This is a genomic window from Azonexus sp. (genome assembly GCF_049652925.1).
Taxonomy (GTDB): domain Bacteria; phylum Pseudomonadota; class Gammaproteobacteria; order Burkholderiales; family Rhodocyclaceae; genus Azonexus.
Genome location: NZ_JBASFI010000012.1, coordinates 84,016 through 108,006 on the forward strand (window position 1 = coordinate 84,016; position 23,991 = coordinate 108,006).

Sequence of the window (23,991 nt, forward strand, 5' to 3'; positions counted from 1 at the left end):
TCTTGTCCCTTTCTCTCAGATCACCGTCAGGGCGCCGTTGTTGATGTTCACCGTCGGGCCGGTGAGCATGATGGTGGCGCCTTGGCCGTTGGAAATGGTGATGCCGATTTCGCTGATTGAAATCATTGCCCCGGTCATCGTCTTGAGCAGAATGCCGCCGGTCGGGCCGGGCAGGTCGGAGATCATCAGGGTGTTCTGGTTGCCGGTCTGCAGCACGATGCTCGGCGACACCGGCAGGCCGGCCAGCGCCAGCGCCGGGACTTCGGCGGCCGAACCCCAGAAACCACCAACCCAGATCGGATAATCGGCATCGCCCTGCTCGAACTCGACCCAGACCCCGGCGCCGATCTGCGGCTGGACGAAGACGCCGCTCTGGATGCCGGCGAAGGGCACACAGGGCATGGCCCACGATGACAGCATCGGGCCGAGCACATCGGGCACCTGGACCTGGATGCGGCCCATCTGCATGGGGTCGATGTTGTTGAGGACGACCCCGCGATATTTGCCGTAATGGCGCGTTTTTTCACTCATGCCGGCACCAGTGGAAGGGTTGAGATCAGGCCGTTACGGGCCAGTGAAAAGCTCTGCTTGAATTCACCGGCCTTGAGCTTGCTGCTGACTTTCTTGACGTAATAAAGGCCGTCGAAGGACAGCCCGGCGCCGCGCACGCCGACCAGTTGGCGGGCTTTCAGGACGTGGCCGTAGCGCAGCACGTCGAGGCTGCCGTCGCCGGTTACGGCATCGGCCGAGGAACCGGCGGCCGCGGCCAGTCCCTTGCCGAGCGCCGCGATGGGCGACAGCTTGGCGGTTTCCTTCATCAGCTTGATGCTCTTGGGCATTGGCGGAATCAGGCCGAGCGGCGGGTTGGCCAGGCTGACGTCGGGGATGGGTAGCGGAATCGGAAATTTGGTGATCGGGTTCTGGATGAAGACGATGGGAAGTTCAGCCCCCGACTGGTTAACCGCGAAGGACAGCGCTTCGACATTGCTGTGCACGTCCATGCCCAGATTGAGCGCCGGCTGGACCATGCCGAGGCGGATTTCCGGGCCCCAGTAGGCGACATTGGCGCCGGGCAGCGGGCCGGGTTCGATGTAGAAGACGTGGCCGGCTTCCCTGGCCAGCGCGCGGACGTAAGCGAGGTCGGTGCCTTCGTGGGTCGGAATGCGCTCGACCGGGATCGGGATGTCCTCGAACAGTGACGGGATGATGATCGGCAGCATGCCGTACAGGCCGTAGCGGGCGACGATCAGGGCGACGCGGGCGGCCGGCGGCATAGCCGGATAGGGCATGCCGCTCATGTCCTGCTTGTCCATCGCGACCGTCAGGTCTTCGCCGGTGATGGTCAGCCGGCTCTGGCCGGGTTCGTTGGCACCGGTGATTTCCTGGCGGGTGATCAGGCCGTCCATGAGCACGGTCGGCAGGCTGTTCATGGTGGCAACGAGGATGACGCGCAGCCACGGCACCTGGCCGCCGGCAACGAGCAGCAGCGTGTGCAGCGGCGAGCGGTTGTCGACGACGAAACTGAGCTGGAAGCCGCTCGGCGTATCGGCCGACGACGTGACCTCGATGCTTTCCAGTGCGTCCATCAACGGCTTCGGGGCCGGAATCGGAACGCCCGGGCCGACCAGCAGCGTCAGGTGAATACCCTTAAGCACCGCCGCCTCCGAGGCCGGCCGGCAGGGTCAGGCGCAGCGTGTCGCCGGGATGTTCCAGATCGCTCGGCACCTGGGCGCCGTTGCCGTCGGCGATGCGCCAGTACTGGATAGGGTCGCCGAGATTAGTCGCGGCCAGCCGGTCGAGACGGTCGCCGCCCTGGACCTGGACTTCGCCGACAGTGACCAACGTCGCCGGGTCGGGGATGAAGCGGCGGCGCAGATAGACGATCTTTTCGCCGTCCGGGGCGGTGAGTTCGGCCGTTGGTACGCCGTTGTAGCGGCTGTTGGGCGGGAAACGTTCGATGCTCATGGCAGTCCACTCAATCCCAGCGAGGCCAGGCTGCCGAGGCCGGCATCGGCCGCCAGACGTTCCTTGCGCTGTTGATAAACCATATAAAGATGGCCGCCCTTGTCGTTGAAACCGAGGTCGCCAACGTGGAGGACTTTGAGACTCAGTGAGACCTTGGCGCGGATGGGGTTGAGCGCGCTGTCGAAAGCCTCTTCGGTAATCGAAAAATCGGTGATACGCACCGGTACGACACGTTCCTTGCTCCACACGAAGAGGGTCAGCGGGGCCACCGTCGGGGCGATTTCCAGCGTGCCGAGGCTGAGCAGCGTGTTGTTCTGGATCAGCGTGTCGCTGTCCGGATAGACGATGGTTTCCAGCGCCGCCAGTTGCGGATGGATGCCGGAGGAAACCGTTTTCGGATGCTGATCGGGGAATTCGAGTTGATCGGTGGCGTCGATTTCGGCTTCGAGCTTGAAGGTTTCGGTCGGCGGCCCTTTCAGGCGCAAGGGTTCGGAAAATGGTCCGCCCGATTCGGTGGCCTGCGCTTGCAGCGTTCGGGTCAGCGTTTCCGGGTTGTACTGCAGCGAAATGACCCGCTGCACGGCGCCGCTGGACGGGTCGATCAGGATCAGGCCGCCGCGCAGCAAGCCGGAGGAAAAGGGACCGCTCATTTGTTGAACCTCACGACTACGTCGTAATCCGCTTCGTCACGCGAGCGGGTGTTGCGGATGGCGCCGTAGGGCGGCTGCCAGAACATGTAGACGATCAGGTCGTCCTGATCGAAGAAGGTGCCGGTGTCCTCGTCATAGATCTGGACCGAGATAGGCCCGTTAACCGGCATCAGGCTGGGCAGGGGCAGGGCAAAGCTGCCGGACTGGCCGTCATTGAGGCTCTTGACGGGGGTTTTGGCCTGTTTGCTGCCACTCTTGAGCAGGGCGTAGACCTCGTCGGCGCCGGTCCAGTCTTCGGTCTTTTTGACGTTGACATAGACAATCGTTTGGCGACCGGCCAGGGCCTGTTCGATGGCCCGCTTTTCGAGGGTTTTGGCGTTCCTGTCCACGTCTGTGGCAGTTGTCAGCGTGGAATTGACGGCACCGAGAGACACCAGCAATTCGCCGGTGCTGCGCTCCACGGCCGGCTTGTTGCTGGTCTCGGTGGCGCTGGTCGGCAGAGGCAGGTCGACGGTGTCCAGCGTCTTCTTGCTCTTCGGGTCTTTCACCGTTTTGGCGGCATTCCACTTTTTCGATGCGTCGACGAAGGCGCCGCTTGGCAGACCGGGCGAAATCAGTCGGATCGCCGGCGGAGTAACGGTCGCCGTTCCTGCGGCGTCGCACTTCCAGCCCCATTGCACCGAGCCGAGGTAGGTGTTGGCCATCGGGCCGGAAAGAACCAGCGCAGAGGTCTCGAAGTCCATCGCAATTTCCTGCTTGCTGAAGCTGATCGTGCTGGCCGGACTGTCCCACAGCGTGGCGTCTTTCACCTCGAAGCTGCCGTCGGGTTTCTTTTTCCGGAAGCCGTGTTCGCCGAACGTGGCCTTGCCGTAACCGGCGTCCGCGCCGGCGGTTTCGGGGTCCGGCACGCCTTCTGTCAGCGTCTTTGGAATCGCGCCTTGCTGGGCGTTCGTCGCGTAGAGCGGGCTGGTATTGGGTGCCGCCGTCTTCTTTCCTGTACCCATGTCGGTCTGGTCGATGTGGCGCCCTGGGTCGCTTTCGCCTTTTCCCAAGGAACGGGCCGCGACGTGTGCGGTGGGAGAGTTATCCTTGTCGATGGTGCCGCCCGCTTTCGTGTTCCTGAGGTTCCGCACAGTCTGGGTCGTCCCGATCAGATCGGCTTCGACCAGCGTATTCGGCGTAAAGCGCAGTTTGATTTCGGCCCCCACCCGCTTGCCGACGGTACCGCCTTTCTTGGGCGGAACGTTGGTCGGGGCGTAAACGACCGTGTCGAACTCTCCACCATTGGTTTTCACCGGGGCGCACCCAAGGCCGGGACGGAATGGGGAAATGGCGGGAATAGATTGGCCGCGCATGAATGCCATAGCCGCCGAGTCGGCCTCCTGTTCGGCGCGCAGCGGCAGTATTCCTGGCAGGCTTCCGGATTCAGGGTCCAATGACCCTTGCTGTACCACATGCGCCAGTTCGTGCGCCAGCAAGCGCCGTCCGCCGACAGTGTCCGGCCGGTAGCGGTCGGCGGCAAAGCCGATGTCGTGGCCGATGGCGAAGGCGTCGGCGGCGAGATACGTCGCCTCCTGGCGGGCCGGCGCGTCGGCATGGATGCGGACGCGCGACAGATCGTGGCCGAAGAAGGGCTCGAACTCCTGGCGCAGCGCGGCTGGCAAGGGTTGGCCGCCGGAAAGGACGGGGGCTGGCACCGGGCGTCTGCTCAGCGACGCCTTGGCGGCTTGCAGCCCAGGGCGGGTCGGTGTGACGACGCCCTTGGCCGGGCTCTCGGGTGCCACGATGGGTGCCAGAATAGGACGGGCGAACTGGCTCATTTGCTCAGCCCTCCATCGCGGGCCGCGCTGTCCTGGTTGAGAACGGCGTCGGGCAGCGTGCCTTTGGCGTCGCAGTCCTGGTAATAGATGCCGTAGCCGGTCAGCGGACGGTCCGGGTCGTAGGCTTCGCCGAGACCGAAGTCGCGGACTTCCTTGAGGGCATCGGCTTTCTTGGTGGCAGCCAGTTTCATGGTTGCGTTGTTGGATATGGCGTGGAAGTCCTTGCCGTGCTGGAGCAGGGCCATGGCGTGCGGCGCGCGGTCGGGATCGGTCGGTTTGACCGCCATGTAGCCGATTGGGGTGTAGCCGCTGGCGACCAGCAGGCGCACGCCGTAGGTGGCCAATACATCGCAGTCGACCTTGAGCTGGCTGTTCTGCGGTCCGGCCGCGCTGAGCTTGGTGATGTGTCCGCTCTTGTCCGGCTTGACGTCTTCTGTGGATTCGGCCGGGACGTGCCAGGTGAAGGCTTCGACGATCTGCGTGTACATCGCTTCGGCCACCTCCGGTTTGCCGGGGTTCTGCTTGGCGACGGCCTGGCCGATCTTTTCGGTGTTCAGTTCCAGCCAGGTCTTGAGCGTGGCGATATCGTTGGCGGCAGGCGCCTTGAGCGGGGTGCCGGCCTTGGCGGAGAGGGCGATCACGTCGTCGACGGTGATCCGCTGCTTGTTGCCGATGGCCCAGCCGAGCGTCGCGGCGTCCGGGTGCAGGGTTTTGCCACCGGCCTGGATGTTGGCATCTTCGACGAAATAAGCCTGGTCGGAGACCTGTTTGAGCAGGGCGCTGCGTTTCTCGGCCAGCATCCAGGTGGTGAAGGCGGCGCGGCTGCCGGGGTGGAAGAAGAGGATCTGCGCAAGTTTTTGCGGCAGGTCGGACGCCGTCGGATAGGTCTTGACGACGACCTTGAGCGCCGCGTTGACCTTGGCGCTGCCGAGGTCCATGGCAAAGCCGCCCTGATCGGTGGTCAGGCGGGTGAACAGGTCGTGGTCGGACAGGTCCTTGGCATTGGTCGCCTGATCCTGGGCGATGGTCGTGACCTGGGCTTCCGTCACCTTGGCGGGATGGCCGAGCACGGCCTGATGGATGAATTTGCGCAGTTCCGGGTCGGTGATCTTGGGGGCCAGGGCCATGGCTTCGTTGATGAAACCGGCGGTGGCCAGGTCGGTAGCCATCATCTGGGCACGATCTTCCTTCTGTTCGACCTTTGGGCCGCTCTGGTCGAGGATGCGGCCGGCCAGCTTGTCGATCTTCTGGAACTGGCGCTTCCAGGCCGCCTTGGCTTTCGGGTCTTTCGGTTCCGGCAGCAACTCCATGGCCTTGTTGTGGGTGATGTCGAAACCGTGGCCTTGCAGCGTTTTGGCGTATTCGCGATGCGTCGGGTCGAGCGTTTTCGGATTGCTGGCCTTGGCTGTGAGTTCTTCGTCGATCTCTTCGTCCAGCGTTTTTTGATCGAGCCGCGTCACGCCTTCGCCGGCCTGCTGCGTGACGTGGGCCAGTTCGTGGGCGAGCAGGGCGCGGCCGGTCGGCGTTTCCGGCGCCCACTGGCCGGGAGCGAGGGCAATGCGGGGACCGCAGGTGATGGCGCGGCTGCCGGTTTTGCGCACCGCCTCGGCCGTTTCGCCGGCCGGGAAGATGCGGACCTGGGAAAAGTCATGGCCGAAACCTTGTTCGAACGGGGCGCGAAGGCTCGGCGAAAGGCTATATCCGCCCTGTTCCGGGAGTGGGTTGCCAGCCGATTGCCAGTTCGGCAAGCTGCGCTGAGGTGCAGAAAGGGTTCCGCGGAGCATGCCGCTGCTGAGCGCGTTGGCGGCGCGCCGGTCTGCCTGGGTCTCGCGGCCATGCCGTTCCGGGGCCGGGTGGCTGGGCAAGTCGGCCATTTTAGGTAGTCCCTGGCTGAATTGTTTCATGTCCGGCCACCGACTTTCCGGCCGGGGATCATGCCAGCCACGGCGTTTCGGGCAACAGTCCGGGGTTGCAGGTCAGGCGTACTGACGCGCAGCGACTCGTGGTTGGCTTGGCGCGGCAAGGATGTATTGCCGGCCAAGCCGCTGGCGGCGAGTTCGCGCTCCAGGGCCGTGACAAAGGCGCGACGTTCGGCCGGGGTGTAGCCGGGCAGGCTCAGGTGCTCGATGTGGAGGTGGATTTTTTTCATGCCCAGCCTCGCGTTTCGGCATCGGCCAGCGGCCGTTCACGTTTGGATGCTTCGGCGTGGGCGGCCGTCAGCAAGTGGCTCATGCCCACCGGTTCGCCAGCGTCGGCGGCGAGGAAGGCGGCGTTGAGGGCGATGTTGCGGATGCTGCCGCCGGTCATCGAGAGGCGGGAGAGCTTGTCGAGATCGAGGTCGCGGGTTGGCGTGGCGGCCGGGAAGGCACGCTGCCACAGGGCGAGGCGCTGCTCCTGATCGGGGAAGGGAAACTGGACGACGAAGCGCAGCCGGCGCAGGAAGGCGGTATCGAGGCTCGATTTGAGATTGGTGGTGAGCACGGCGAGGCCGTGATAGGCCTCCATACGTTGCAGCAGGTAGCTGACCTCGATGTTGGCGTAGCGGTCATGGCTGTCCTTGACCTCGGTGCGCTTGCCGAACAGGGCGTCGGCTTCGTCGAAGAGCAGGACGGCGCCGGAATTTTCAGCTTCGTCGAAAACCACGCGCAGGTTCTTCTCGGTTTCGCCGATGTATTTGCTGACCACGGCCGAGAGGTCGATACGGTAGAGGTCGAGTTGCAGGGTGTGGGCCAGCACCTCGGCGGCGAGCGTCTTGCCGGTGCCGCTCTCGCCGGCGAACAGCGTGGCGAGGCCGAGGCCGCGACTGCCCTGGGCGGCAAAGCCCCATTCTTCCTGGACCTTAAAGCGCTGGCGCAGGTGTGCGGCGATCTGGCGCAGAACGGCGAGCTGGGCTTCGGGCAGGACGAGGCTGTCCCAGTGGGCCGTCGTTTCGAGGCGTTGGGCAAGATTGTCGAGGCCGCCACGGCTTTCCTGGCGGCAGCCGTTCCACAGTGGACCGGGCGCCGCGGTGCTGGCTTTTGCGCTGGCGGCGGGCATGGTTAGGCTGATTTGCAGGGTCTTGGCGATGCTCTGGACGGCCCGGCTGCCGAGGCGGAAATGGCTGGCGGCGCGGTCGAGTTCCGGCCCGGCGTGGTGGGCGCCGCTGGGGCCGAGGGTGTCGATCCACAGTTGCCGGCGATCCGCTCCATCCGGCTTGTTGACCGGGAAACGCAGGTTTTGGATGAGCAGCGCCGGGGCGCTTGGGCAGGCTACCAGGCACAGGCCGCCGGCCCGTTCGATGAGGGCGCGGGCCGCTTCGCCGGCAGCGGAGACTGGATCGCCGATGACGACAAGCAGGGCAGCGCCGAGCAGCGTGGCTTCGCGCTGCCAGAGGGTGACCAGGGCGGCGCGTTCTTCGGCGGCGAGCGGGATGTCTTCGGCCTGGATGGCCAGGCAACTCAGGCCGAGGGCATCGGCGCAGCGCGTTGCGATGTCTTCGTGGGCGGTCGGGTCGTCGCCTTCAAGGACGATGACTGGCCATTGCCCGGCACCTTCGCGCCCGGTGTCGAATGCCGCAAGCGCGGCTTTTGTCGTGGCCGCGTGGCTGCCCGCCTGCCGGGGCAGGACAACGGCCGGGCGGAGCAGATGGGCGAGGCGTGCGTCGAGTTCGTTGATGCCGACGAGGAAGTGCAGCACGCGTTCGTCGATACGCAGGCGGCCCGCGGCGAGGCCGGCGTGGTTGTCGATGTCGATGAGGCGCCAGCGACGGAGCGGGCGTTGCGGCGTCAGGGCGCTCCAGTGGGGCGATTCGAGTGCCGCAAGGGCGAGGCCGAAGGTGGCCCAGGGTCGACTCGCGTCGCCGTGGGCAAGGGCGCAGGCGCGGGCGAGGTCAGCGTCCATTTCGGCGCCGGCGCAGAGCAGCAGGATGTCACGCTCGAAGCCGGAGAGGCCGAAGGCGGTAGTCAGCCAGTCGATGGCGCTTTCGGTGTTGAGCAGTTGGCGGGCGTCGGCGAGGGCGGCGCCGGTTTCGGCATTTTGATTTTGGGCATTATTTCCGGTTGACCGTGGAAGCCGCTCCTTGAGCCGGGCGAACTCGGCGACCAGCAGTTGCTGGTTGGCGATGGTCCAGTCCTGGGCGAGCGGGGCGTTCATGGCAGGGTGATCCGGCGGTCGAGGTAGGCGACGGGTGTCGCCATGCGGTCAATGATCGGGCTGTCGAAGCCGTCGACGCGCAGGCGGGCCAGATGGGTGCTGCCGGCCGGTGGTGCGTCGGCGATCTTGAAGGTCAGTTGGCTCGCTTCGGCGGTGATTTGCTCGGCGGCAATTTCGCGTTCGCCGAGGATCAGGGACGCGATCTGGCCGGGGCGGATGGGCGGCGCGACGTCGAGGACGAGGGTTACGGCGTCGACATTGCGGACCGCGGTGACCGGCGGCAGCACGGGCTCCGGGGCGAGGGCCAGCGGCAACTGGTTGCTGCGCCGGGGATTGGCTTCGTCGAGCCGCTGCACCGACAGTTCGACGCGATAGAGGCCGACTGGCAGGTCGTTGGGGACGATGAAGCTGAGCTTGTTGGGGCCGCCGCTGGTGACGGGCAGGCTGCGGCTGATCTGGAAGGCGGCCAGGCTGAAGGTGATTTGGCGATCAATGCCATCGAGATGGTGACCTTCGAGCGTGACTTCGCCGCCCGGGACGGCGACCGGCTGGCGGCCGGCTGGAACGACGGCTTCGAGTGTCGGCAGCGGCGGGATGAGGCCGCTGAAGGCGAGTACGCCACGGTCGCGGTTCGAGACCGGGTCGGTTTCGCCGCGGCTGAGGACGGGCAGTGGACTGCGCGCCGACTTGCGCGACTCGATCAGGACGACCGAGACCTGAAAGGCGGCGGTCGGCCGATAGCGCGCCTGGATGGCCGACCACAGGCGGGACATTTCTTCGCTGCCGAGGGCGGACGGGGTGATCTTGAGGAGTTCGATCTGTTCGGCCAGATCGGCGCCGCGCAGGCTTTGGAATACCGTCGGCAGGATGGCGCCGTCGAGTACGGTCGGGACGAGCGCCCGGCGAATCGCGTTGCGCGGCAGCACGGGGGTTTCGTGCAGCAGTTGCAGGGCGTAGCCGAGCAGCACTTCGGCCTGCAATTCAGCCCGGCCGTAGGCGGTCAGCAGGTAGTGCAGATCGAGAGCGAGGGGCGGATTGGTGATGCGGTTGCCGGCGGCGTCCATTGATGGGAGCGCAGCGTTGCGCCAGGCGACATTGGGCGTGACCTGATGGAGAAAGAGATTGAGCTGGGGCGAGTCGGCGTTGTCGAGCGAGACCGTATCCGGGGCCATGCTGGTGACCAGGACGCCGGCACCGAGCGTGTCGCTGATCGCTTGGTCGATCATCCCGGAGTCGAGCAGGTCCTTGATGACGGCGGTGACGCCGGCGATGGCCAGGGCATTGCTCATGAGCGGCCTCCGTTGCGGCGGGCCAGGTAGTCGGACAGCGACAGCGGCGCCGGGCCGCGTGGGCATGGCGGCTGGGCAGCAGGCGCCGGGCGGCTGGGCGGATTGACTTCGAGGCGGCCGATAGTGATGTGGACTTCGGGCGCGCTGTCGGCTTCCGGGGCGGGGCTTTGGCGTTGCGCGCCGGGTTGCGGGCGGATCGTGGTGATTTTGGCCGGGTGCTGGTTGGCTTGGCGCGCTGTGATGACGGTGGGCGGCGCGGTGGATTCAGGCGATTTTTCGGGAGGGCTTTGGTTGTCGCCAAGCAGGCGGGTGACCAGGGATTCGAGGTCGGGGAAAGCTGGCTGGGCGTTTTCGGCTGGGCGGGTTTCTGGCGCCGTGGCGGATTGTCGGCCAACATATTTTGGTTCGGCCGCGACCGGGCTTGTGACGATGGCCGGTGGCAGGGCCAGGCTGTTGTGCAATATTTCGTGCGGCGGTTTGGCGGGCAAGGGCTGGGCGGAGATGCGCGGCGGTTGGCTGGCGCTTGGCGTCGCGGTTTGCTGTTCGACGGGCGTGGCGGGCTCTCGATTACTGGCGACGATGGGCGCCGGCAGGGCGTTGTCCGTTGCCTGTTCATGGTGACGGGCCGTGTGTACCGGCGCGAATTCGGGGCGCTCGATGGTTGGCGTGCTTGCGGGGCCGGCTATTTCAACCGGAGAAAATTCAACCGTCGGTGCGGCGTAGGGCAGCGCGGCGCGCGGCTTGATCTGCGGGGCGAGGCCCAGGCTGCGGGTGGCGAATTGATGGAGGAAGCCGCTCATGGTCGCCTCAGCCGATCATGTTCAGGTAAGCCGCACGACGGGCCGGGCTGAGGGCCAGAATTTCGGCCTCCCGCCAGCCGTAGGCGCCGGCCAGCCGATGGACGGCTTCGAGCAATTGGTGGGCGCGGCTGCCGAGTTCGTCCCAGAAACAGGCGCCGATATCGAGCACGGCGTCCCAGGTGTGCCCGCAATCGGTGCAGCGCATGCCGAGACGGATGTCGGCGGCCGGGTCGAGTGCTTCCATGTGCGATTCGAGGTTATTGATCAGCGCCGGGGAGCATTTCAATTTTTGGCCTTTTTTCCGGTTGACCGTGGGAACTTCGCTCGAATCGGTTTCCTCGATCCGGCAACGGTCAAGCAGCCAATCGACAGCCGTTTCCGGGTCCGGCGCGGCGAGGATCGCGGCCTGATCGCGACTGCTCGGCAGCCGCCATTGCTGGCCATCGAGTGTGATGCGCGCTTTGTTGTCGGGCGCAGGAAGTCTGTCAAGCAGAGCGGCGCCATCCAGCCCGAATTCCATGAGCGCGCCACACGACGGGCAAGGCGCGTAGCCGTCCAGCCCACTGCCGAAGGTGGCGTTGCGCAGGGCGAGCAGATTGACTTCGCGCCAGCCGACCGGGCGGTCGGCCAGTTCGTCGGGCGCTTCTTCCGGCATGGCGAGGGCCAGTGCCAGCAGGGCGCGGTCAATCGGATGGCGTGTCTGTCCGGCGTCCCACAGGGCGAGAACTTGAGCAGCACTTAACGGGCGCATGGCGCGGTTCCATTCGCGTAATTAGCCCGGCTCGACAAAGCTCGGCTCAGCCGGCTCGGCGACTTCGTAGTCGCGTTCCCAGCCTTCGTTTTCGAGCTTGATGTGTTGAATCGCCACGGCGTTGGCATTGGCGTCGAGGTCCGGCAGCGCCTGGTATTCCGAGACCCAGCAGCGGAAGATCTTGTAGGCCAGTGCCAGTTGCCCGGCTTCGTTATAGACCTCGATGATCAAGTCCTTGCGGAAGTCCTTGAGCGAAACCTCGCTGCCCAGGCCGGAGCCGAGGTTCCAGACCTTGTTGGCCCATTGTTCGAAATTGCTGTCGTGGGTGACGCCGCGCTCCAGCGTGATCGCCTCGAACTTGCTGCGCCCCGGCGATTTTCGGCTGCTCGACGGATCGCCGCCTTCGCGGTGCTCGACGACTTCGGTCGTCCGCTTGAGCGATGAAACCTTGCTGATCCCGGCGACGTAGCGGCCATCCCATTTGACGCGGAATTTGAAGTTTTTGTAGGGATCGAAGCGCTGGGCATTGACGGTGAACTGGGCCATTTTCTATCTCCTCGTTATTCGCTTCAGAATCAGACCTGGATCTGTCCGGCCAGCTGCTGGATGCTGATGACCACGAATTCGGCCGGCTTGAGCGGCGCGAAGCCGACCAGAATGTTCACCACACCGCGATTTATGTCGTCCTGCGTCGTCGTCTCCCGGTCGCACTTGACGAGATAGGCATCGCGCGGCGAACTGCCCTGGAAAGCGCCCTGGCGGAACAGGCCGTTCATGAAGGCGCCGATGTTGAGGCGAATCTGTGCCCACAGCGGTTCGTCGTTCGGCTCGAAAACGACCCATTGCGTACCGCGATAGAGCGATTCCTCGATGTAGAGCGCCAGGCGGCGAACCGGCACGTACTTGTATTCGGAGGCCATCTGATCGGCGCCGCGCAGGGTGCGGGCACCCCAGGCAATCGCGCCATAGACCGGGAAAGTACGCAGGCAATTGACGCCCAGCGGATTGAGACTGCCGTTTTCACCATCGGTCATCGGCACGGCCATCGACTGCACGCCGGCCAGATTGGCATCGGTGCCGGCCGGCGCCTTCCAGACGCCGCGATTGCCGTCGGTACGGGCGTAGAGGCCGGCCATCGTGCCACCGGGTGGGGTCAGGCGCGGCTTGCCGTTCTTGAGCGGATCGGCGACGTAGGTCCAGGGGAAATAGACTGCAGCGTGATCGGATTTCGGCAGCTCGGTGCCGGAAGCCGCGGTGACCATGGTAGCGACGCTGGTGGCCGTGGGCGGCGCATCGACGATGAAGAAGGCACGGCGCTCCTCGCAATACGAGGCGGCGTCGGCCAGCACGCCGGGGTCGGTGACGCCGGGCATGACCAGGATGTTGAACAGATCGGCGTCTTCCAGCGCATACAAGCCTTCACGATTGGCGCGGCTGCCGATGAAGGCCGGATAGACATCGGCTGGCCCGTAAGGGGTTTCGGCGCCGCCGCCAAGGAAGGCATCGGTTGGCGGCGCGGCCAGTGTGGCACCGGCCAGCAGATGCAGGCCGGCGGCGAGGTCGTTGATCGGAGCGGCGCTGACGGCGATGGCCGAACCGGCGCCGCGCGAGCCGCTGGCCAGGACCAGCGTGGTGGCGGTCGCCGTTGCGGTGAAGTTGGCGTAGGCAGGATTGCCGGGTTTCAGGGCGCGCACAGCGGCCTGCAGGCGACTAGCCATGTCGCCGAGTTTGGCCGCGAGGTTGGCGCCGGCCGCGGCTGCGCTGCCGAGATCGACGACATCCGGACCGTAGCCGTCGAGGCTGATGCGCAGGCTGGTGTGCGTGGCGTCGGGCAGGGCGTCGAGATCGGTGGCAGCGAAAGCGCCGCTGGTCAGCGTTGCCGGGTCGGGCAGGGGCGCCGGGCGAAGGCTGGCAACGGCATCGACTTCGACGCCGCCATTGGCGACGCCGAGCTTGAGCACGCCGGCGGCGTTGTTGCTGCTACCGGGCAGGACGCGGACGGACGAGAATTCGCCGCCGGTACCCGAGGTCATGATCAGCGTGCTGCCGCTGCGGGCGCAGGTAAATCCCGAGAGCGCCGCCTTGCCGCCGGCCTGGGCTTGAACCTTGGCCTGAATGGCGCCGGCCAGCGTGGTGAGGCGGGCATTTGCGGTGCCGCCGGCAATATCGGCCGGCAGGGTGATGCTGACGGTGACCGGTGGCAGGCCGTTCACCACGACACGGAAATCAGTGTGGGTGGCATCGAGCAGGGTCTGGACGTCGGCCAGGGTGCCGCTCGTCGAGGTGCCGGCAGCCAGGCCGTTGAGGGTGAGCTGGGGGACATCCCGGCTAATCTTGACCAGCTGCGACACGCCATTGACGAGATCTGGCAGGTAGCGGGCATCGGCCGAGTTCATCGAGACATTCGGGTACTGCTCGGCCCGGCCGTCGCTGCTGCGGATGAAAGCAATGTTGAAGGTGCTGTCCGGGTTGGCCGTCGCGTAATCGACGCGGACCTGAATGCTGTTGCCCGATTCGCCGGCATCGAGCGCCGTGACGGTCAGGACTGTGATGGGCGTCGCGTTGACCAACGCCCGACTGGCCGGTGCGGCGTTCTTGACGATGCGGACGATCCACGCATCAGTCCCGCCGTTGATGAAGAACTGGCGTACCCCGTAGCTCATCTCCGAGTCGGCCGTGAGGCCGCCGAAAGCGCGCTCGAAGTCGGCAAAGCTGAAAATTCGGGTGGCCTTGTTGATCGGCCCTCGGGATGCAGCGCCGAGGAAGGCGGCGACCGAGGTGGCGACGCCGGCAATGGTGCGGACTCCGCTGGAAACTTCCTGGATGTAAACCCCGGGGGAAGCAAGCTGTACGGGCATGACGGGCTCCTTTCTGCGGGACGGCCAGCGGCCATTCCATTCACGATCTCATCGATACTTCTGCCGGCCCCGGCGATCGCTGCGGAAAAAATGCTTCCGCGGCCACCCGGGTTACCACCAAAATCCCTCAAGGCGGGATCGAAGGGCGAGGCGGATGATTAGTCCAGCCACGCCAGGGCGGAGCCCTGAATGTCTGCCCCGCGTCATCGAGTGGCGCAGGTGAAAGTGTCTTTGCTGGTTCAGTCCAGTCCGCCAAAGGCGGTCAGGCTTGAAACTTCGAACAACCTCTTGCAGTGTCAGAAAAGTGTGTTTAAACAGCGGTATTTTCTAGATTGAAAGCCATGCAGTTTCAATGCCAAAAAAACGCATTAGCATATCCGAATGTACTTTCAGACTAATGCAAAACAGCTTTATAAGACCGTGGACGCTGATGACCAGAATATAGTTCAATTCACGATGAATAAAATAATTTATTCATGCGAAATATATTCGGAGTCGAAAAGAAAGTCACCTGTCATTTGTTGTCGATGGCAGTTGCAGATGACGGCACGCAATTTCGTCCGGCGATTTTTCTGAACGTTGGTGCGTGGCAAAGCCATTTCAGTCGGATGTTTTTCGGCCGGCCGCTTTGCTCTGGTTCGACCAGAATTGTGCAACCTCGCCGGTCGTTATCCGTCCGATCCTTACGCCCTGCGCAAGGACCTTCTCGGCATCGGCCTTTCGGCCGTAGATGAGATAGACCTCGGCTTCGACCAACGGGCAGATTTCCTCTTCCATGGCGAGCAGTTCGGATTGGTCGGGCCGAGAAAAGACCGACGAGTCAATCTGCGGGTGGGGAGCTGGCCGGGTATCCGATTTTCTGCTGAATGGAAGCAGCATGGAAAGGGTGAATTGCCGCATGAAGCCGGTGACTGGCTGGAGGTTCGGTATCTTCTGTGTCATGTTTGCTTTGCCCTGGTTTGGTGCGTGGGTAAGAATCTCCGTTAGCCATCGCAACTACCGGGCCAACTTGCAGGGCTTTGATATCTATGAACTTTATTTTGTCGACGGGGTGTTGCTTGTCGCTATGCGGCGACATTATTTCGACTGGATTCGGGAGTTCGCCGTATTTCCGGCAAATTTGCCTGTCTCAAAATCACGACAACGCCCGGGCGTAGTACACGCCCACGATGCCGGGGTGCGATCAGCCGATCAGCGTTACGACGATTTCGCGTCGATGGCCTTGTGTCCGGTGTTCGAACAGATAGATGCCCTGCCAGGTGCCGAGCAGCAGCCGGCCGTCGGCGAAGGGGACGGTCAGCGAAACGCCGGTGAGCAAGGAGCGGGCATGGGCTGCCATGTCGTCGTCGCCTTCGAGGTCATGGTGATAGGCCGGATCGCCATCGGGCGCCCAGCGTTGCATGAGGGTTTCGAGATCGCCGCGGACGCTGGCGTCGGCATTCTCGGTGATGGCCAGCCCGCAGCTCGTATGGCGCACGAAAATATGGGCAATTCCGGCGTTGACCGTGGCATTCCTGACCACGGCGGCCACTTCGTCGGTTATTTCAACCGAGCCGCGCCCCCGCGTGGTGATGGCGAGTTGATATTGCTCGGCCATGCCGCTGCTCAGTCCTTCTTGAGCAGGCCTTGCAGCGCGGCGAACGGGTTGTGCGTGGCGCCGCCACCGCGTTTGGTGCTGGTGTCGGTATAGCCGCGGTCAGCCTCGATCTGCTTCTGGTGCTCGTTGTCGTGGCAGTAAATGCAGAGCAGTTCCCAGTTGCTGCCATCGTTCGGGTTGTTATCGTGATTGTGGTCGCGATGGTGCACGGTCAGTTCGCGCAGATTGGTCGTGGTGAACTCACGCGCGCAGCGGCCGCAAATCCACGGATAGATTTTCAGGGCGCGTTCGCGGTAGCCCTCAGCGCGGGTGTCGGCGGCTTTGCGGGCGTCAAGGACGATCTTGTCGAGGCGTTTGTGGTCGATTGAACTCATGGTTGGAATCCGTTGATATTGGGATGAATTTTAACCGGCGTCTGAATGGCTGCGACGAGGGATGTCAGATTCCCAGCCGCTTGAAGAAATCCCTGACCATGCTCGGTATCGATTCCACGTCGAGCTCCTTGACCCCGGTGTCGCTGTTGAATTCGTCGTACATCCAGTCGCCGTCCACGAAGGAGACACCAGCCGGTGGCGAACGTTCGGCGACTGGCTTGCCGGCCAGTGCCTGGCGCATGTAGTCGATCCAGATCGGCAGGGCCAGCGTCGCGCCGAATTCCCGGGCGCCCAGTGATTTGGGTTGGTCGAAGCCCATCCAGGCAACGGCGACGACATCGCTGGCGTAGCCGGCAAACCAGCCGTCGAAGGCATCGCTGGTGGTTCCCGTCTTGCCCGCTACGTCGGCGCGTCCGAGGCGTTGTCCGGCCAGCGCACCGGTACCCGTATGGGCGACTTCGCGCAACATGCTGTCCATGATGAAGGCGTTGCGGCTGTCGATGACCCGCTGTTCGTCCTGGCGGACGGGCGGCTGCGGCGTTTCCTGCAGCACGGTGCCGCGGCTGTCGGTAATCTTTTCGATCAGGTGCGGCGTGACTTTGTAGCCGCCATTGGCGAACACGGCGTAGGCGGCGGCCATCTGCTGGGGGGTAACCGAACCGCTGCCCAGGGTCATGGTCAGGTCGGCCGGATGCTTGGTGGCATCGAAGCCGAAGCGCTGCAGATAATCCCGCCCGTATTGCGGTGTGATCGACCGCAAGAGGCGCACGGCGACAACGTTTTTCGAACGGGCGAAGGCGCGGCGCAGGCTGATCGGGCCATCGTAGCCGTCATCGTTCTGCGGATCCCAGGTTTTGCCGTTGTCGCCGGCCGGCAGCGAGAGCGGTGCATCCTCGACTACGGTAGCCGGGGAGAAACCCTTTTCCAGCGCCGCCGAATAGACGAAAGGCTTGATGCTCGATCCCGGCTGGCGCCAGGCGCTGGTGACATGGTTGAACTGCTTGCGCGAAAAATCGAAGCCACCGACCAGGGCGCGATAGGAGCCGTCTTCGGCATTGAGTGCGACAAAGGCCGCTTCGACCTCGGGCATCTGGCTGATCGACCAGCGGCCCTTCGCATCGCGGCTGGCCCGGATGACCGAGCCGACGCGAATCCGGGTGCCACCCTTGGCGTTCGCCTGCAAGGCGCGGGTGACAAAGCGCAGGCCCTCGCCGCTGACCTCGATGGTGTCGCCGGAGGCGGGTTCGGCACTGACTTTCTTGCTTGAAATTTCCGTGACGACGGCCGCGATCAGGTTGTCGCTGTTCGGGTGTTTGGCCAGGATGCGGTCGATGGCGTCGTCGCGCTCGTCGGCATCATCAGGCAGGTCGACAAAATCTTCCGGCCCGCGGTAGCCGTGGCGCTGGTCGTAGGCCAGGACGTTGCTGCGCAACGAGTTGTAGGCGGCGTTCTGTTCGGGGCCGTTGAGCGTGGTGTACACGTTGAAGCCGCGCGTGTAGGTCTCGGCCTGATATTGCGCAAAGATTTCCTGGCGGACCATTTCGGCGGCATGGTCGGCATGCACGGATAGCAACTGGCGGTCGCTGATGGCGAGGGGCTGGGCCATCGCCTCGGTGTATTGCGCTTCGGTGATTTTGCCTAGTACGCGCAGGCGCTTGAGGACCAGCCCCTGGCGGGCCTTGGCGCGGACAGGATTGACCGCCGGATTATGCTTGGCCGGGTTTTGCGGGATGCCGGCAAGCATGGCTGCTTCGGCCAGCGTCAGCTCAGGCAGCCGCTTGTTGAAATAAGTGCGGGCGGCGCTGGCGAAGCCGTGGGTGCGCTGGCCGAGGTAAATCTGGTTCATGTACAGCTCAAGGATCTGGTCCTTGGTCAGCGCTGACTCGATACGATAGGCGAGCAGCGCTTCGGTCAGCTTGCGCTTGACGGTCTTTTCCCGCGTCAGGAAGAAATTGCGCGCCACCTGCATGGTGATCGTCGACGCGCCCTGATGGAAGCCGCCGGTCAGATCGGCGACCAGCGCCCGCGTCACACCCCGGTAATCCACGCCGCCATGTTCGTAGAAGCGCGAATCCTCGATGGCCAGCAGGGCATCCTTCATGATCTGCGGGATTTCCTGGATCGGCACGAAATCGCGACGTTCCTCGCCGAATTCGCCGAGCAGCGCGCCGTCCGCCGTGTAGATCCGGAGCGGAATTTTCGGCCGATAGTCGGTCACGATATCCAGCGGCGGCAGGCTGGGCAGCACTGTCGCCAGCATGTAGGCAAGTATGGCGAAGAGCAGCAGGGCGCCATTGACACCGATGGCGAGCAGCGTGCGTGGCAGTTGCTGGCGATAGTTGGCCGTGGCCAACGGGAGCGTCAGGAATTTGACGACGGTTGAAAGAAAACTCAATTGAAATCCTGCCCAAGCGTGCCCGGCGAACAAGTCTTTGTCGGGAGGTTTATGGCGCTGGCTGGCCAGCCACCGAGATGGCTAGTTTAGCCTCAATGCGAAGCGTGGACCGCTGGCCGTGCCCTGATCCTGTCCGTAGAATCCGGATTCACCCATTTACCAGGCGTCACCACCATGCCCCGCATCAAGATCGAGCTACCCCAGCATTTCAGCTTCTCGACCGACATTCCCATTTATATCGGCCACATCAACTACGGCCACCACCTCGACAACGCCCAGCTGATCTCGCTCGTCTCCGAAGCGCGGGTACGCTTCTTCAAGTCGCTTGGCTACACCGAACTCGATGTCGAAGGTGTCGGTATCGTCGTCGCCGATGTCGCGGCGCAATACCGCTCGGAAGCCTTCCACGGCGAAACGCTGGTCGTCGAGATGGGCGCCAACGATTTCAACAAATACGGCTGCGATCTCGTCTGGCGCCTGTCGGACAAAGCCAGTGGCCGCGAGGTGGCGCGCGGCAAGCACGGCATCATGTTCTTCGACTACTCCGCCCGCAAGGCTGTTTCGGTGCCGCCGGCTTTCGTTGCCAAGGTCGGCGCCTGATGATTCCGATCCGTTACGTCGAGCCGGTCTTCCGTCCGCCGAGCGAAGCGGAATCGCTAATCCTGCCGGTGACGGATGGCTGTTCGTGGAATAAATGTACGTTCTGCGAAATGTACACGGCGCCACAGAAGAAATTCCTGGCGCGCAGCGAAGACGAGGTGCTCGAAAGCATTCGACTGACCGGGCAGCGCTACGGTGGTGACATCCGCCGCGTTTTTCTCGCCGACGGCGATGCACTGGTGCTGCCGACTCGGCGGCTGATCAATATTCTCGAAGCGATCCGCACGCACCTGCCGGCTGTGCGGCGGATTTCATCGTATTGCCTGCCGCGAAATTTGCGGAAAAAGTCGCAGGCGGAAATCGATGAACTGGCGGCGGCCGGCTTGAAAATGGTCTATGTCGGCGCTGAATCGGGCGATGATCAGGTGCTGGCGGCTGTCGACAAAGGCGAAACGTTTGACACCACGCGCGAGGCGCTCGACAAGTTGGGTGCAGCCGGCATCACGCGGTCGGTGATGATTCTGAACGGCCTCGGCGGCAAGGCTTTGAGCCAGCAGCACGCAGAAAATTCGGCGCGACTGGCCAATGCGACGCAGCCGGAATACCTGGCAACGCTGGTCGTCAGCTTTCCGCAGGGCGAGGAACGTTTCCGCGCCGGTTTTCCCGGCTGGGAGCCGCTCGATCAACATGAGCTGTTCGTCGAGATGGAGCGATTCCTGTCCGGGCTGGAACTCAAGCGCACGGTGTTTCGCAGCGATCACGCCTCGAACTGGCTGGTGCTCAAGGGAACGCTGGGGGCCGACAAGCTGCGCTTGCTTGAGCAGGTGCGACTGGCGATCGCCGCCCCTGAAGTCGCCCATTTGCGCCCGGCCTGGGCGCGTGGGCTTTAAGCGTCGTCGTTTCCATGCCTTTGCAGTAGTCAAGCTGTAACACACCCGGCTTGGTCGCCGTGCCTCGTGTCTTCCTGTCGCCCGTTTATCCTGTTGTACTTAAAATTTGAAAACGCCATACTGCCTTTCCAAGGTACTGCGGTTGATCCACCAAATGACTTATCAGGCAGGGCTGCGGGCCAGTGATTCCGTTGTCGCGGCCATGCAGCCGGCCATGAGCCGACTTGCGCTCAAACTTTGTGAGGAAATGATGACCAATAAGATGATTCCCGCGCTGGTGTTGGCCGGACTTCTGACCGGCTGCGCGACGCCCGTTCTCCGCACCTCGCTCACTGATGACACCCTGTTGGCCCAGGCTTCGTCAGGGGCGCTTGCCATCAGCGACGGGGCCGTCATTACCGACAACGATGCTTCCTTCCAGTCCAAAATTCGCCTGGTCGAGGAGGCAAAGTCCACGCTTGACCTCACTTACTACATTTACGCCGACGACCAGAGTTCTTCGGTGCTCTCCGAGGCGCTGATCGCCGCAGCCCGGCGCGGCGTGAAGGTTCGCCTGCTCACCGACTATCAAACCAATTACAAGCGACTGGATATGTTCACGGCCATGGAACGACGCGGCAATTCGGGCAAGGGTAGCCTGGCGGTACGTTTCTACAACCGGCCGACGCGGAACATCGTCATGGATGCCGTTTACATGACCATGGGTTGTGGTCAGGCCGGGGCAGCGACCAAAGAGGCCTGCTCCGCCGACAAGATGGCGGCTGTGGAAAAGCTGTTTGCCGACGAGCAGATTGCAGGCGTGCCGGCCGCAAGCCTCAATGTTTCCAACGTCAACACCGGGCCTTCCGGGCTGCTGCTCTCGGGGCTCTATGCCAGGAATGCCAACCTGATGACGCTGGCCATCGAGCAGGGACAGAATATCGATCCCAAAGCCGCCGGCCAGGCCGGCAAGGCGACGCCCGAGCAAAAGGAAAGTCTCAAGAAGCTCGGCAAACTCTACTGGCAGTCGCGCACAGCCCCCGTCTTTCAGCGTGTGCAGGCGAACCTGGGGCTATTGATGGCAGAGCAGTTGTATTCCAGCCAGATCGTACCGGTGAAAAACGAGCTGTTTTCAGCCCTGCCGATTGACCGCAAGTTCAGTGCAGAAGAAAAGCTGGACTGGGACCACATCACCGACTTCACTCACCAGAAACTCCTGCTTGCCGATTCGAGCCGGGTGCAACTGGGCGGGCGCAACGTCGAAAATTCCTACCACATGCACCCCAATCCCCTGATCGAAAAGTATGTCTTCATGGACACCGATCTGGTGGCTACCGTGACCGGTGATGGTGGCAAGGTCATCGCAGACGCTTTCGACGGGCTGTGGAACTTCAACCGGATGGTGGCGACCCTGGACGAGATTCGCACCCATGCACCCAACGATGTGCTGTGGAACATGGAAGCCTACACGACGGCTGAAAACGCCTGCGCCAAACTGAAACCGGGTGCCAAACATGACGCCTGCGTCAATGGCAAGTTCAAGCTCGCTGCCATGAGCCTGGATCAGCGTGTCGAAGCGGCGACCCAGCGCATGGCGCAGAATGCCAAGGCCTACAAGACGGCTTACGCCGGAAAGATCCAGCCAAGCCAGCCCCTTGCCGTCGACACCTCGGCGCGCCTTTACTACCTTGAGAACCTGCCATTCGACAAGCGCCTGCCACCAGCCAGTCGCGTTCGGATCTACGGAGCCCAGGCTGGCCAGGAGGGCGATAACGGCAAACACATCACCGAAATCTGGCTGCAGGCGCTCTCCGGCATTTGCAGCAAAGCGACCGTCGACCAACCCCAGATGGTCATTCTGCATAGTGCCTATTTCTTCCCGCCGGCCAATCTCGCTTCCAGCCTGGCCACCCTCGTCGATGGCAAGCAGGATTGTTCACATGTCACGGTAAGAGTTATCACCAATTCACTAGCCACCACGGACCTGACCCCGGTCAATTTGCTGGCGCGCCATGCCATCAAGGCATTTGCCGAGGTGACCGGCTTGCAGCATGGGACCAGCCGGGCAGCACGCTTTGAATACTACGAATACCAGCCGCCGGTCGGGAACCATAACCTCTCACTGCACAGCAAGGTTTCACTCTTCGGCGACCAGCTGATTGTCGGATCGGCCAACGCCGACGTGCGCAGCTACATGATGGATACCAACAACGCCATGCTGGTGAACAATGCGCCCAAGCTCGTCGCGGCCTATCGCAGCTTCGTTGACAACATCCTGGCAACGCCGGGAAGGGTGAAACGGGAAAACAGCTACTTTGTCAGCACGCCCCGCTCGACCATGATCCAGGAAGACTTGGAAAGCCTGCACGCGACACTCAAGAAATACCACATGGACAAGCGTCTGGATGCCGAGCAGATGAAGACACTGGATAGCCGCTTCCTGGGGTTGCTCGATGCGGCCTACAACCTGACCCGGGCGGCCATTGATCCGAATGCCAGCGAAGCCGCTCGCCGCGACGCTCAGCAGAAATTCAATGACTTGTTCCAGCCGATTTGATCGTCAGGCGGTTTTGATTTGATTTGGCAGGGGTTCCCCGACAGCGCGGAACCCCAAGCCAGTCGACACTATTTCATTTTTAGCCGAAATTTCCGGTTGACCGTGCCATTCGCCTAAACCGTCTTGCCAACGCGCAAGGCGCTAAAAATCGCCAATGTCTGCAGCACGGCGATGCCAATCAGCACCTCGCCAAACTGCCGCCCATCCATCATCCCGCCAAAGATGACCGGCGCCATCGCCAGTCCAAGATCCAGCCCGGAATAGACAAAGCCATAAACCCGGCCATAGGCCGATTTGCCAAAGCGCGCCGTCGCCGCCTTGCGCACCAGCAGATCGCGCGACGGCCCGGCGACGCCGGTGCAGAAGCCGATGCCGCCCATCAGCGGCAGGATGGCCCAGGCCGGCAAGATGTCGCTGGCGAGCAGGATGGCGAACAAGGCGGCAACCCCGAGCGCGCCGGAGATCAGGTATTCGTGGGTGTTTTTCTGGGCGAGGAAACCGCCCAGCACGATGCCGGCTGCCGCGCCAACCATGTAGGTCGACAGCGCCAGCGCTGCCGTCGTCAGCGACAGGCCGTAGATGGCCTGCAGGATGGGGCTGGCGAAATTCTGGATGGTGCCGAAGGCCGCGGTGACCAGGAAAAAGAACAGGAAGCACAGCCAGACAGCGCGCGAGCCAAGGAAGGCGAAGGTCGGCGATGGCGCTTCATCGCCTTTCGGGGCGCGATGGTCGTGCGCCTCGTTGATGGTTTCCCGGCGCCAGAACAGCAGGGCGAGGGCGGCGATGGCGACGAGGCTGGCAGCCAGCGCCGCGTCACGCCAGCCGTAGGCCGTGGCAATACCGGTCATGAAGACCGGTGCCGCTGCCCAGCCGAGGTTGCCGGACAGGCCATGAACGGAAAAGGCATGGCCAAGCCGGGCCTGCGACACGCGGTGGTTGAGCACCGTGAAATCGGCCGGATGAAAGACGCTGTTGCCGAGGCCGGCCAGCGCGGCGGTGGCGATCAGCATCGGGTAGCCGGTGGCGAAATGCAGCACGACGCCGGCCAGCGCAAAGCAGCTTATGCCCCCGCCGAGAACGCGCGCCGCGCCGAAGCGGTCAACAAGAAAACCAGCCATCGCCTGGCCGATGCCGGAGATGACGAAAAACACGGTCATCGTCATGCCGATGCCGGTAAAACTGAGGTCGAAATCCTGCATCAGCCACGGAAAAAGCGGCGGCAGCAGCAGGTGGAAAAAGTGCGAAACGCCATGCACGAAGCCGATCAGGGTGATCACTTCGATGTCGCTGCGCTGGGGCGCGGGCAGGGTAGCGGTCGTCATGGATAAAGTCCGA

General features: G+C 63.4%; 21 protein-coding genes. 3 read left to right on the forward strand and 18 right to left on the reverse strand.

From position 1 onward, the window contains the following. Window positions 1–15: 15 nt before the first annotated feature. From WBK19_RS04545 to WBK19_RS04625, 17 genes are all read right to left on the reverse strand, one after another. Window positions 16–531 (reverse strand): phage baseplate assembly protein V, encoded by a 516-nt coding sequence (locus tag WBK19_RS04545; RefSeq protein ID WP_511287362.1) that lies wholly within the window; start codon window positions 529–531, stop codon window positions 16–18. After that, a complete protein-coding gene (locus WBK19_RS04550) occupies window positions 528–1,655 on the reverse strand; it encodes a hypothetical protein (protein ID WP_511287364.1) in 1,128 nt (375 codons plus the stop codon). Before WBK19_RS04550 ends, WBK19_RS04545 begins: the two co-directional genes overlap by 4 nt. Further along, window positions 1,648–1,965, reverse strand: a complete 318-nt coding sequence (locus WBK19_RS04555; RefSeq protein ID WP_511287366.1) for a LysM domain-containing protein — start codon at window positions 1,963–1,965, stop codon at window positions 1,648–1,650. Before WBK19_RS04555 ends, WBK19_RS04550 begins: the two co-directional genes overlap by 8 nt. After that, a complete protein-coding gene (locus WBK19_RS04560; RefSeq protein ID WP_511287368.1) occupies window positions 1,962–2,615 on the reverse strand; it encodes a CIS tube protein in 654 nt (217 codons plus the stop codon). Before WBK19_RS04560 ends, WBK19_RS04555 begins: the two co-directional genes overlap by 4 nt. Next, the gene (locus tag WBK19_RS04565; protein WP_511287370.1) at window positions 2,612–4,435 is read right to left on the reverse strand and encodes an eCIS core domain-containing protein; all 1,824 of its coding nucleotides are present in this window, start codon (window positions 4,433–4,435) and stop codon (window positions 2,612–2,614) included. The genes WBK19_RS04560 and WBK19_RS04565 overlap by 4 nt, the downstream gene beginning before the upstream one ends. Next, window positions 4,432–6,339: an eCIS core domain-containing protein gene (locus WBK19_RS04570; RefSeq protein ID WP_511287372.1), complete on the reverse strand. Its 1,908-nt coding sequence runs from the start codon at window positions 6,337–6,339 to the stop codon at window positions 4,432–4,434. Before WBK19_RS04570 ends, WBK19_RS04565 begins: the two co-directional genes overlap by 4 nt. Beyond that, window positions 6,336–6,584 carry a hypothetical protein gene (locus WBK19_RS04575; RefSeq protein WP_511287374.1) on the reverse strand — a complete coding sequence of 83 codons (249 nt, stop codon included), beginning with the start codon at window positions 6,582–6,584 and terminating at the stop codon, window positions 6,336–6,338. Before WBK19_RS04575 ends, WBK19_RS04570 begins: the two co-directional genes overlap by 4 nt. Beyond that, window positions 6,581–8,566: an ATP-binding protein gene (locus WBK19_RS04580; RefSeq protein WP_511287376.1), complete on the reverse strand. Its 1,986-nt coding sequence runs from the start codon at window positions 8,564–8,566 to the stop codon at window positions 6,581–6,583. The genes WBK19_RS04575 and WBK19_RS04580 overlap by 4 nt, the downstream gene beginning before the upstream one ends. Next, window positions 8,563–9,855 carry a Pvc16 family protein gene (locus WBK19_RS04585; protein WP_511287378.1) on the reverse strand — a complete coding sequence of 431 codons (1,293 nt, stop codon included), beginning with the start codon at window positions 9,853–9,855 and terminating at the stop codon, window positions 8,563–8,565. Before WBK19_RS04585 ends, WBK19_RS04580 begins: the two co-directional genes overlap by 4 nt. Continuing rightward, window positions 9,852–10,655: a hypothetical protein gene (locus WBK19_RS04590; protein WP_511287380.1), complete on the reverse strand. Its 804-nt coding sequence runs from the start codon at window positions 10,653–10,655 to the stop codon at window positions 9,852–9,854. Before WBK19_RS04590 ends, WBK19_RS04585 begins: the two co-directional genes overlap by 4 nt. Before the next feature lie 7 nt (window positions 10,656–10,662). Next, complete coding sequence (locus WBK19_RS04595) at window positions 10,663–11,406, reverse strand: hypothetical protein (protein WP_511287382.1); 744 nt, start codon at window positions 11,404–11,406, stop codon at window positions 10,663–10,665. Window positions 11,407–11,427: 21 nt separating this feature from the next. Next, window positions 11,428–11,952 carry a phage tail protein gene (locus WBK19_RS04600; RefSeq protein WP_511287384.1) on the reverse strand — a complete coding sequence of 175 codons (525 nt, stop codon included), beginning with the start codon at window positions 11,950–11,952 and terminating at the stop codon, window positions 11,428–11,430. Window positions 11,953–11,981: 29 nt separating this feature from the next. Beyond that, window positions 11,982–14,264, reverse strand: coding sequence for a phage tail sheath C-terminal domain-containing protein (locus WBK19_RS04605; protein WP_511287386.1), 2,283 nt, complete (start codon window positions 14,262–14,264; stop codon window positions 11,982–11,984). A 600-nt stretch (window positions 14,265–14,864) separates the two neighbouring features. Next, window positions 14,865–15,206 carry a hypothetical protein gene (locus WBK19_RS04610; RefSeq protein ID WP_511287388.1) on the reverse strand — a complete coding sequence of 114 codons (342 nt, stop codon included), beginning with the start codon at window positions 15,204–15,206 and terminating at the stop codon, window positions 14,865–14,867. 241 nt (window positions 15,207–15,447) lie between these two features. After that, window positions 15,448–15,861 carry a secondary thiamine-phosphate synthase enzyme YjbQ gene (locus WBK19_RS04615; protein ID WP_511287390.1) on the reverse strand — a complete coding sequence of 138 codons (414 nt, stop codon included), beginning with the start codon at window positions 15,859–15,861 and terminating at the stop codon, window positions 15,448–15,450. Window positions 15,862–15,869: 8 nt separating this feature from the next. Continuing rightward, complete coding sequence (locus WBK19_RS04620; protein WP_511287392.1) at window positions 15,870–16,235, reverse strand: YajD family HNH nuclease; 366 nt, start codon at window positions 16,233–16,235, stop codon at window positions 15,870–15,872. Window positions 16,236–16,299: 64 nt separating this feature from the next. Further along, window positions 16,300–18,630, reverse strand: a complete 2,331-nt coding sequence (locus WBK19_RS04625; protein WP_511287394.1) for a penicillin-binding protein 1A — start codon at window positions 18,628–18,630, stop codon at window positions 16,300–16,302. Between the two features lie 174 nt (window positions 18,631–18,804). Between WBK19_RS04625 and WBK19_RS04630 the strand changes: the two genes are divergently transcribed. The 3 genes from WBK19_RS04630 to WBK19_RS04640 all read left to right on the forward strand — a co-directional run bounded on the left by WBK19_RS04630 (window position 18,805) and on the right by WBK19_RS04640 (window position 22,656). Next, complete coding sequence (locus tag WBK19_RS04630; protein WP_511287396.1) at window positions 18,805–19,230, forward strand: acyl-CoA thioesterase; 426 nt, start codon at window positions 18,805–18,807, stop codon at window positions 19,228–19,230. Continuing rightward, a complete protein-coding gene (locus WBK19_RS04635; protein WP_511287398.1) occupies window positions 19,230–20,120 on the forward strand; it encodes a radical SAM protein in 891 nt (296 codons plus the stop codon). The genes WBK19_RS04630 and WBK19_RS04635 overlap by 1 nt, the downstream gene beginning before the upstream one ends. A 154-nt stretch (window positions 20,121–20,274) precedes the next feature. Then, window positions 20,275–22,656 carry a phospholipase D-like domain-containing protein gene (locus WBK19_RS04640; protein WP_511287399.1) on the forward strand — a complete coding sequence of 794 codons (2,382 nt, stop codon included), beginning with the start codon at window positions 20,275–20,277 and terminating at the stop codon, window positions 22,654–22,656. Between the two features lie 113 nt (window positions 22,657–22,769). Here WBK19_RS04640 and WBK19_RS04645 read toward each other — a convergent pair whose 3' ends face one another. Further along, window positions 22,770–23,978 carry an MFS transporter gene (locus tag WBK19_RS04645; RefSeq protein WP_511287401.1) on the reverse strand — a complete coding sequence of 403 codons (1,209 nt, stop codon included), beginning with the start codon at window positions 23,976–23,978 and terminating at the stop codon, window positions 22,770–22,772. Window positions 23,979–23,991: the final 13 nt, after the last annotated feature.

Excerpts from the sequence above, each read along its gene's own strand:
- WBK19_RS04545 (WP_511287362.1), bottom strand. The coding sequence starts at position 531 with ATGAGTGAAAAAACGCGCCATTACGGCAAATATCGCGGGGTCGTCCTC.
- WBK19_RS04555 (WP_511287366.1), bottom strand. The coding sequence starts at position 1,965 with ATGAGCATCGAACGTTTCCCGCCCAACAGCCGCTACAACGGCGTACCA.
- WBK19_RS04560 (WP_511287368.1), bottom strand. The coding sequence starts at position 2,615 with ATGAGCGGTCCCTTTTCCTCCGGCTTGCTGCGCGGCGGCCTGATCCTG.
- WBK19_RS04565 (WP_511287370.1), bottom strand. The coding sequence starts at position 4,435 with ATGAGCCAGTTCGCCCGTCCTATTCTGGCACCCATCGTGGCACCCGAG.
- WBK19_RS04570 (WP_511287372.1), bottom strand. The coding sequence starts at position 6,339 with ATGAAACAATTCAGCCAGGGACTACCTAAAATGGCCGACTTGCCCAGC.
- WBK19_RS04575 (WP_511287374.1), bottom strand. The coding sequence starts at position 6,584 with ATGAAAAAAATCCACCTCCACATCGAGCACCTGAGCCTGCCCGGCTAC.
- WBK19_RS04580 (WP_511287376.1), bottom strand. The coding sequence starts at position 8,566 with ATGAACGCCCCGCTCGCCCAGGACTGGACCATCGCCAACCAGCAACTG.
- WBK19_RS04585 (WP_511287378.1), bottom strand. The coding sequence starts at position 9,855 with ATGAGCAATGCCCTGGCCATCGCCGGCGTCACCGCCGTCATCAAGGAC.
- WBK19_RS04590 (WP_511287380.1), bottom strand. The coding sequence starts at position 10,655 with ATGAGCGGCTTCCTCCATCAATTCGCCACCCGCAGCCTGGGCCTCGCC.
- WBK19_RS04595 (WP_511287382.1), bottom strand. The coding sequence starts at position 11,406 with ATGCGCCCGTTAAGTGCTGCTCAAGTTCTCGCCCTGTGGGACGCCGGA.
- WBK19_RS04600 (WP_511287384.1), bottom strand. The coding sequence starts at position 11,952 with ATGGCCCAGTTCACCGTCAATGCCCAGCGCTTCGATCCCTACAAAAAC.
- WBK19_RS04605 (WP_511287386.1), bottom strand. The coding sequence starts at position 14,264 with ATGCCCGTACAGCTTGCTTCCCCCGGGGTTTACATCCAGGAAGTTTCC.
- WBK19_RS04610 (WP_511287388.1), bottom strand. The coding sequence starts at position 15,206 with ATGACACAGAAGATACCGAACCTCCAGCCAGTCACCGGCTTCATGCGG.
- WBK19_RS04615 (WP_511287390.1), bottom strand. The coding sequence starts at position 15,861 with ATGGCCGAGCAATATCAACTCGCCATCACCACGCGGGGGCGCGGCTCG.
- WBK19_RS04620 (WP_511287392.1), bottom strand. The coding sequence starts at position 16,235 with ATGAGTTCAATCGACCACAAACGCCTCGACAAGATCGTCCTTGACGCC.
- WBK19_RS04630 (WP_511287396.1), top strand. The coding sequence starts at position 18,805 with ATGCCCCGCATCAAGATCGAGCTACCCCAGCATTTCAGCTTCTCGACC.
- WBK19_RS04635 (WP_511287398.1), top strand. The coding sequence starts at position 19,230 with ATGATTCCGATCCGTTACGTCGAGCCGGTCTTCCGTCCGCCGAGCGAA.
- WBK19_RS04640 (WP_511287399.1), top strand. The coding sequence starts at position 20,275 with ATGACTTATCAGGCAGGGCTGCGGGCCAGTGATTCCGTTGTCGCGGCC.
- WBK19_RS04645 (WP_511287401.1), bottom strand. The coding sequence starts at position 23,978 with ATGACGACCGCTACCCTGCCCGCGCCCCAGCGCAGCGACATCGAAGTG.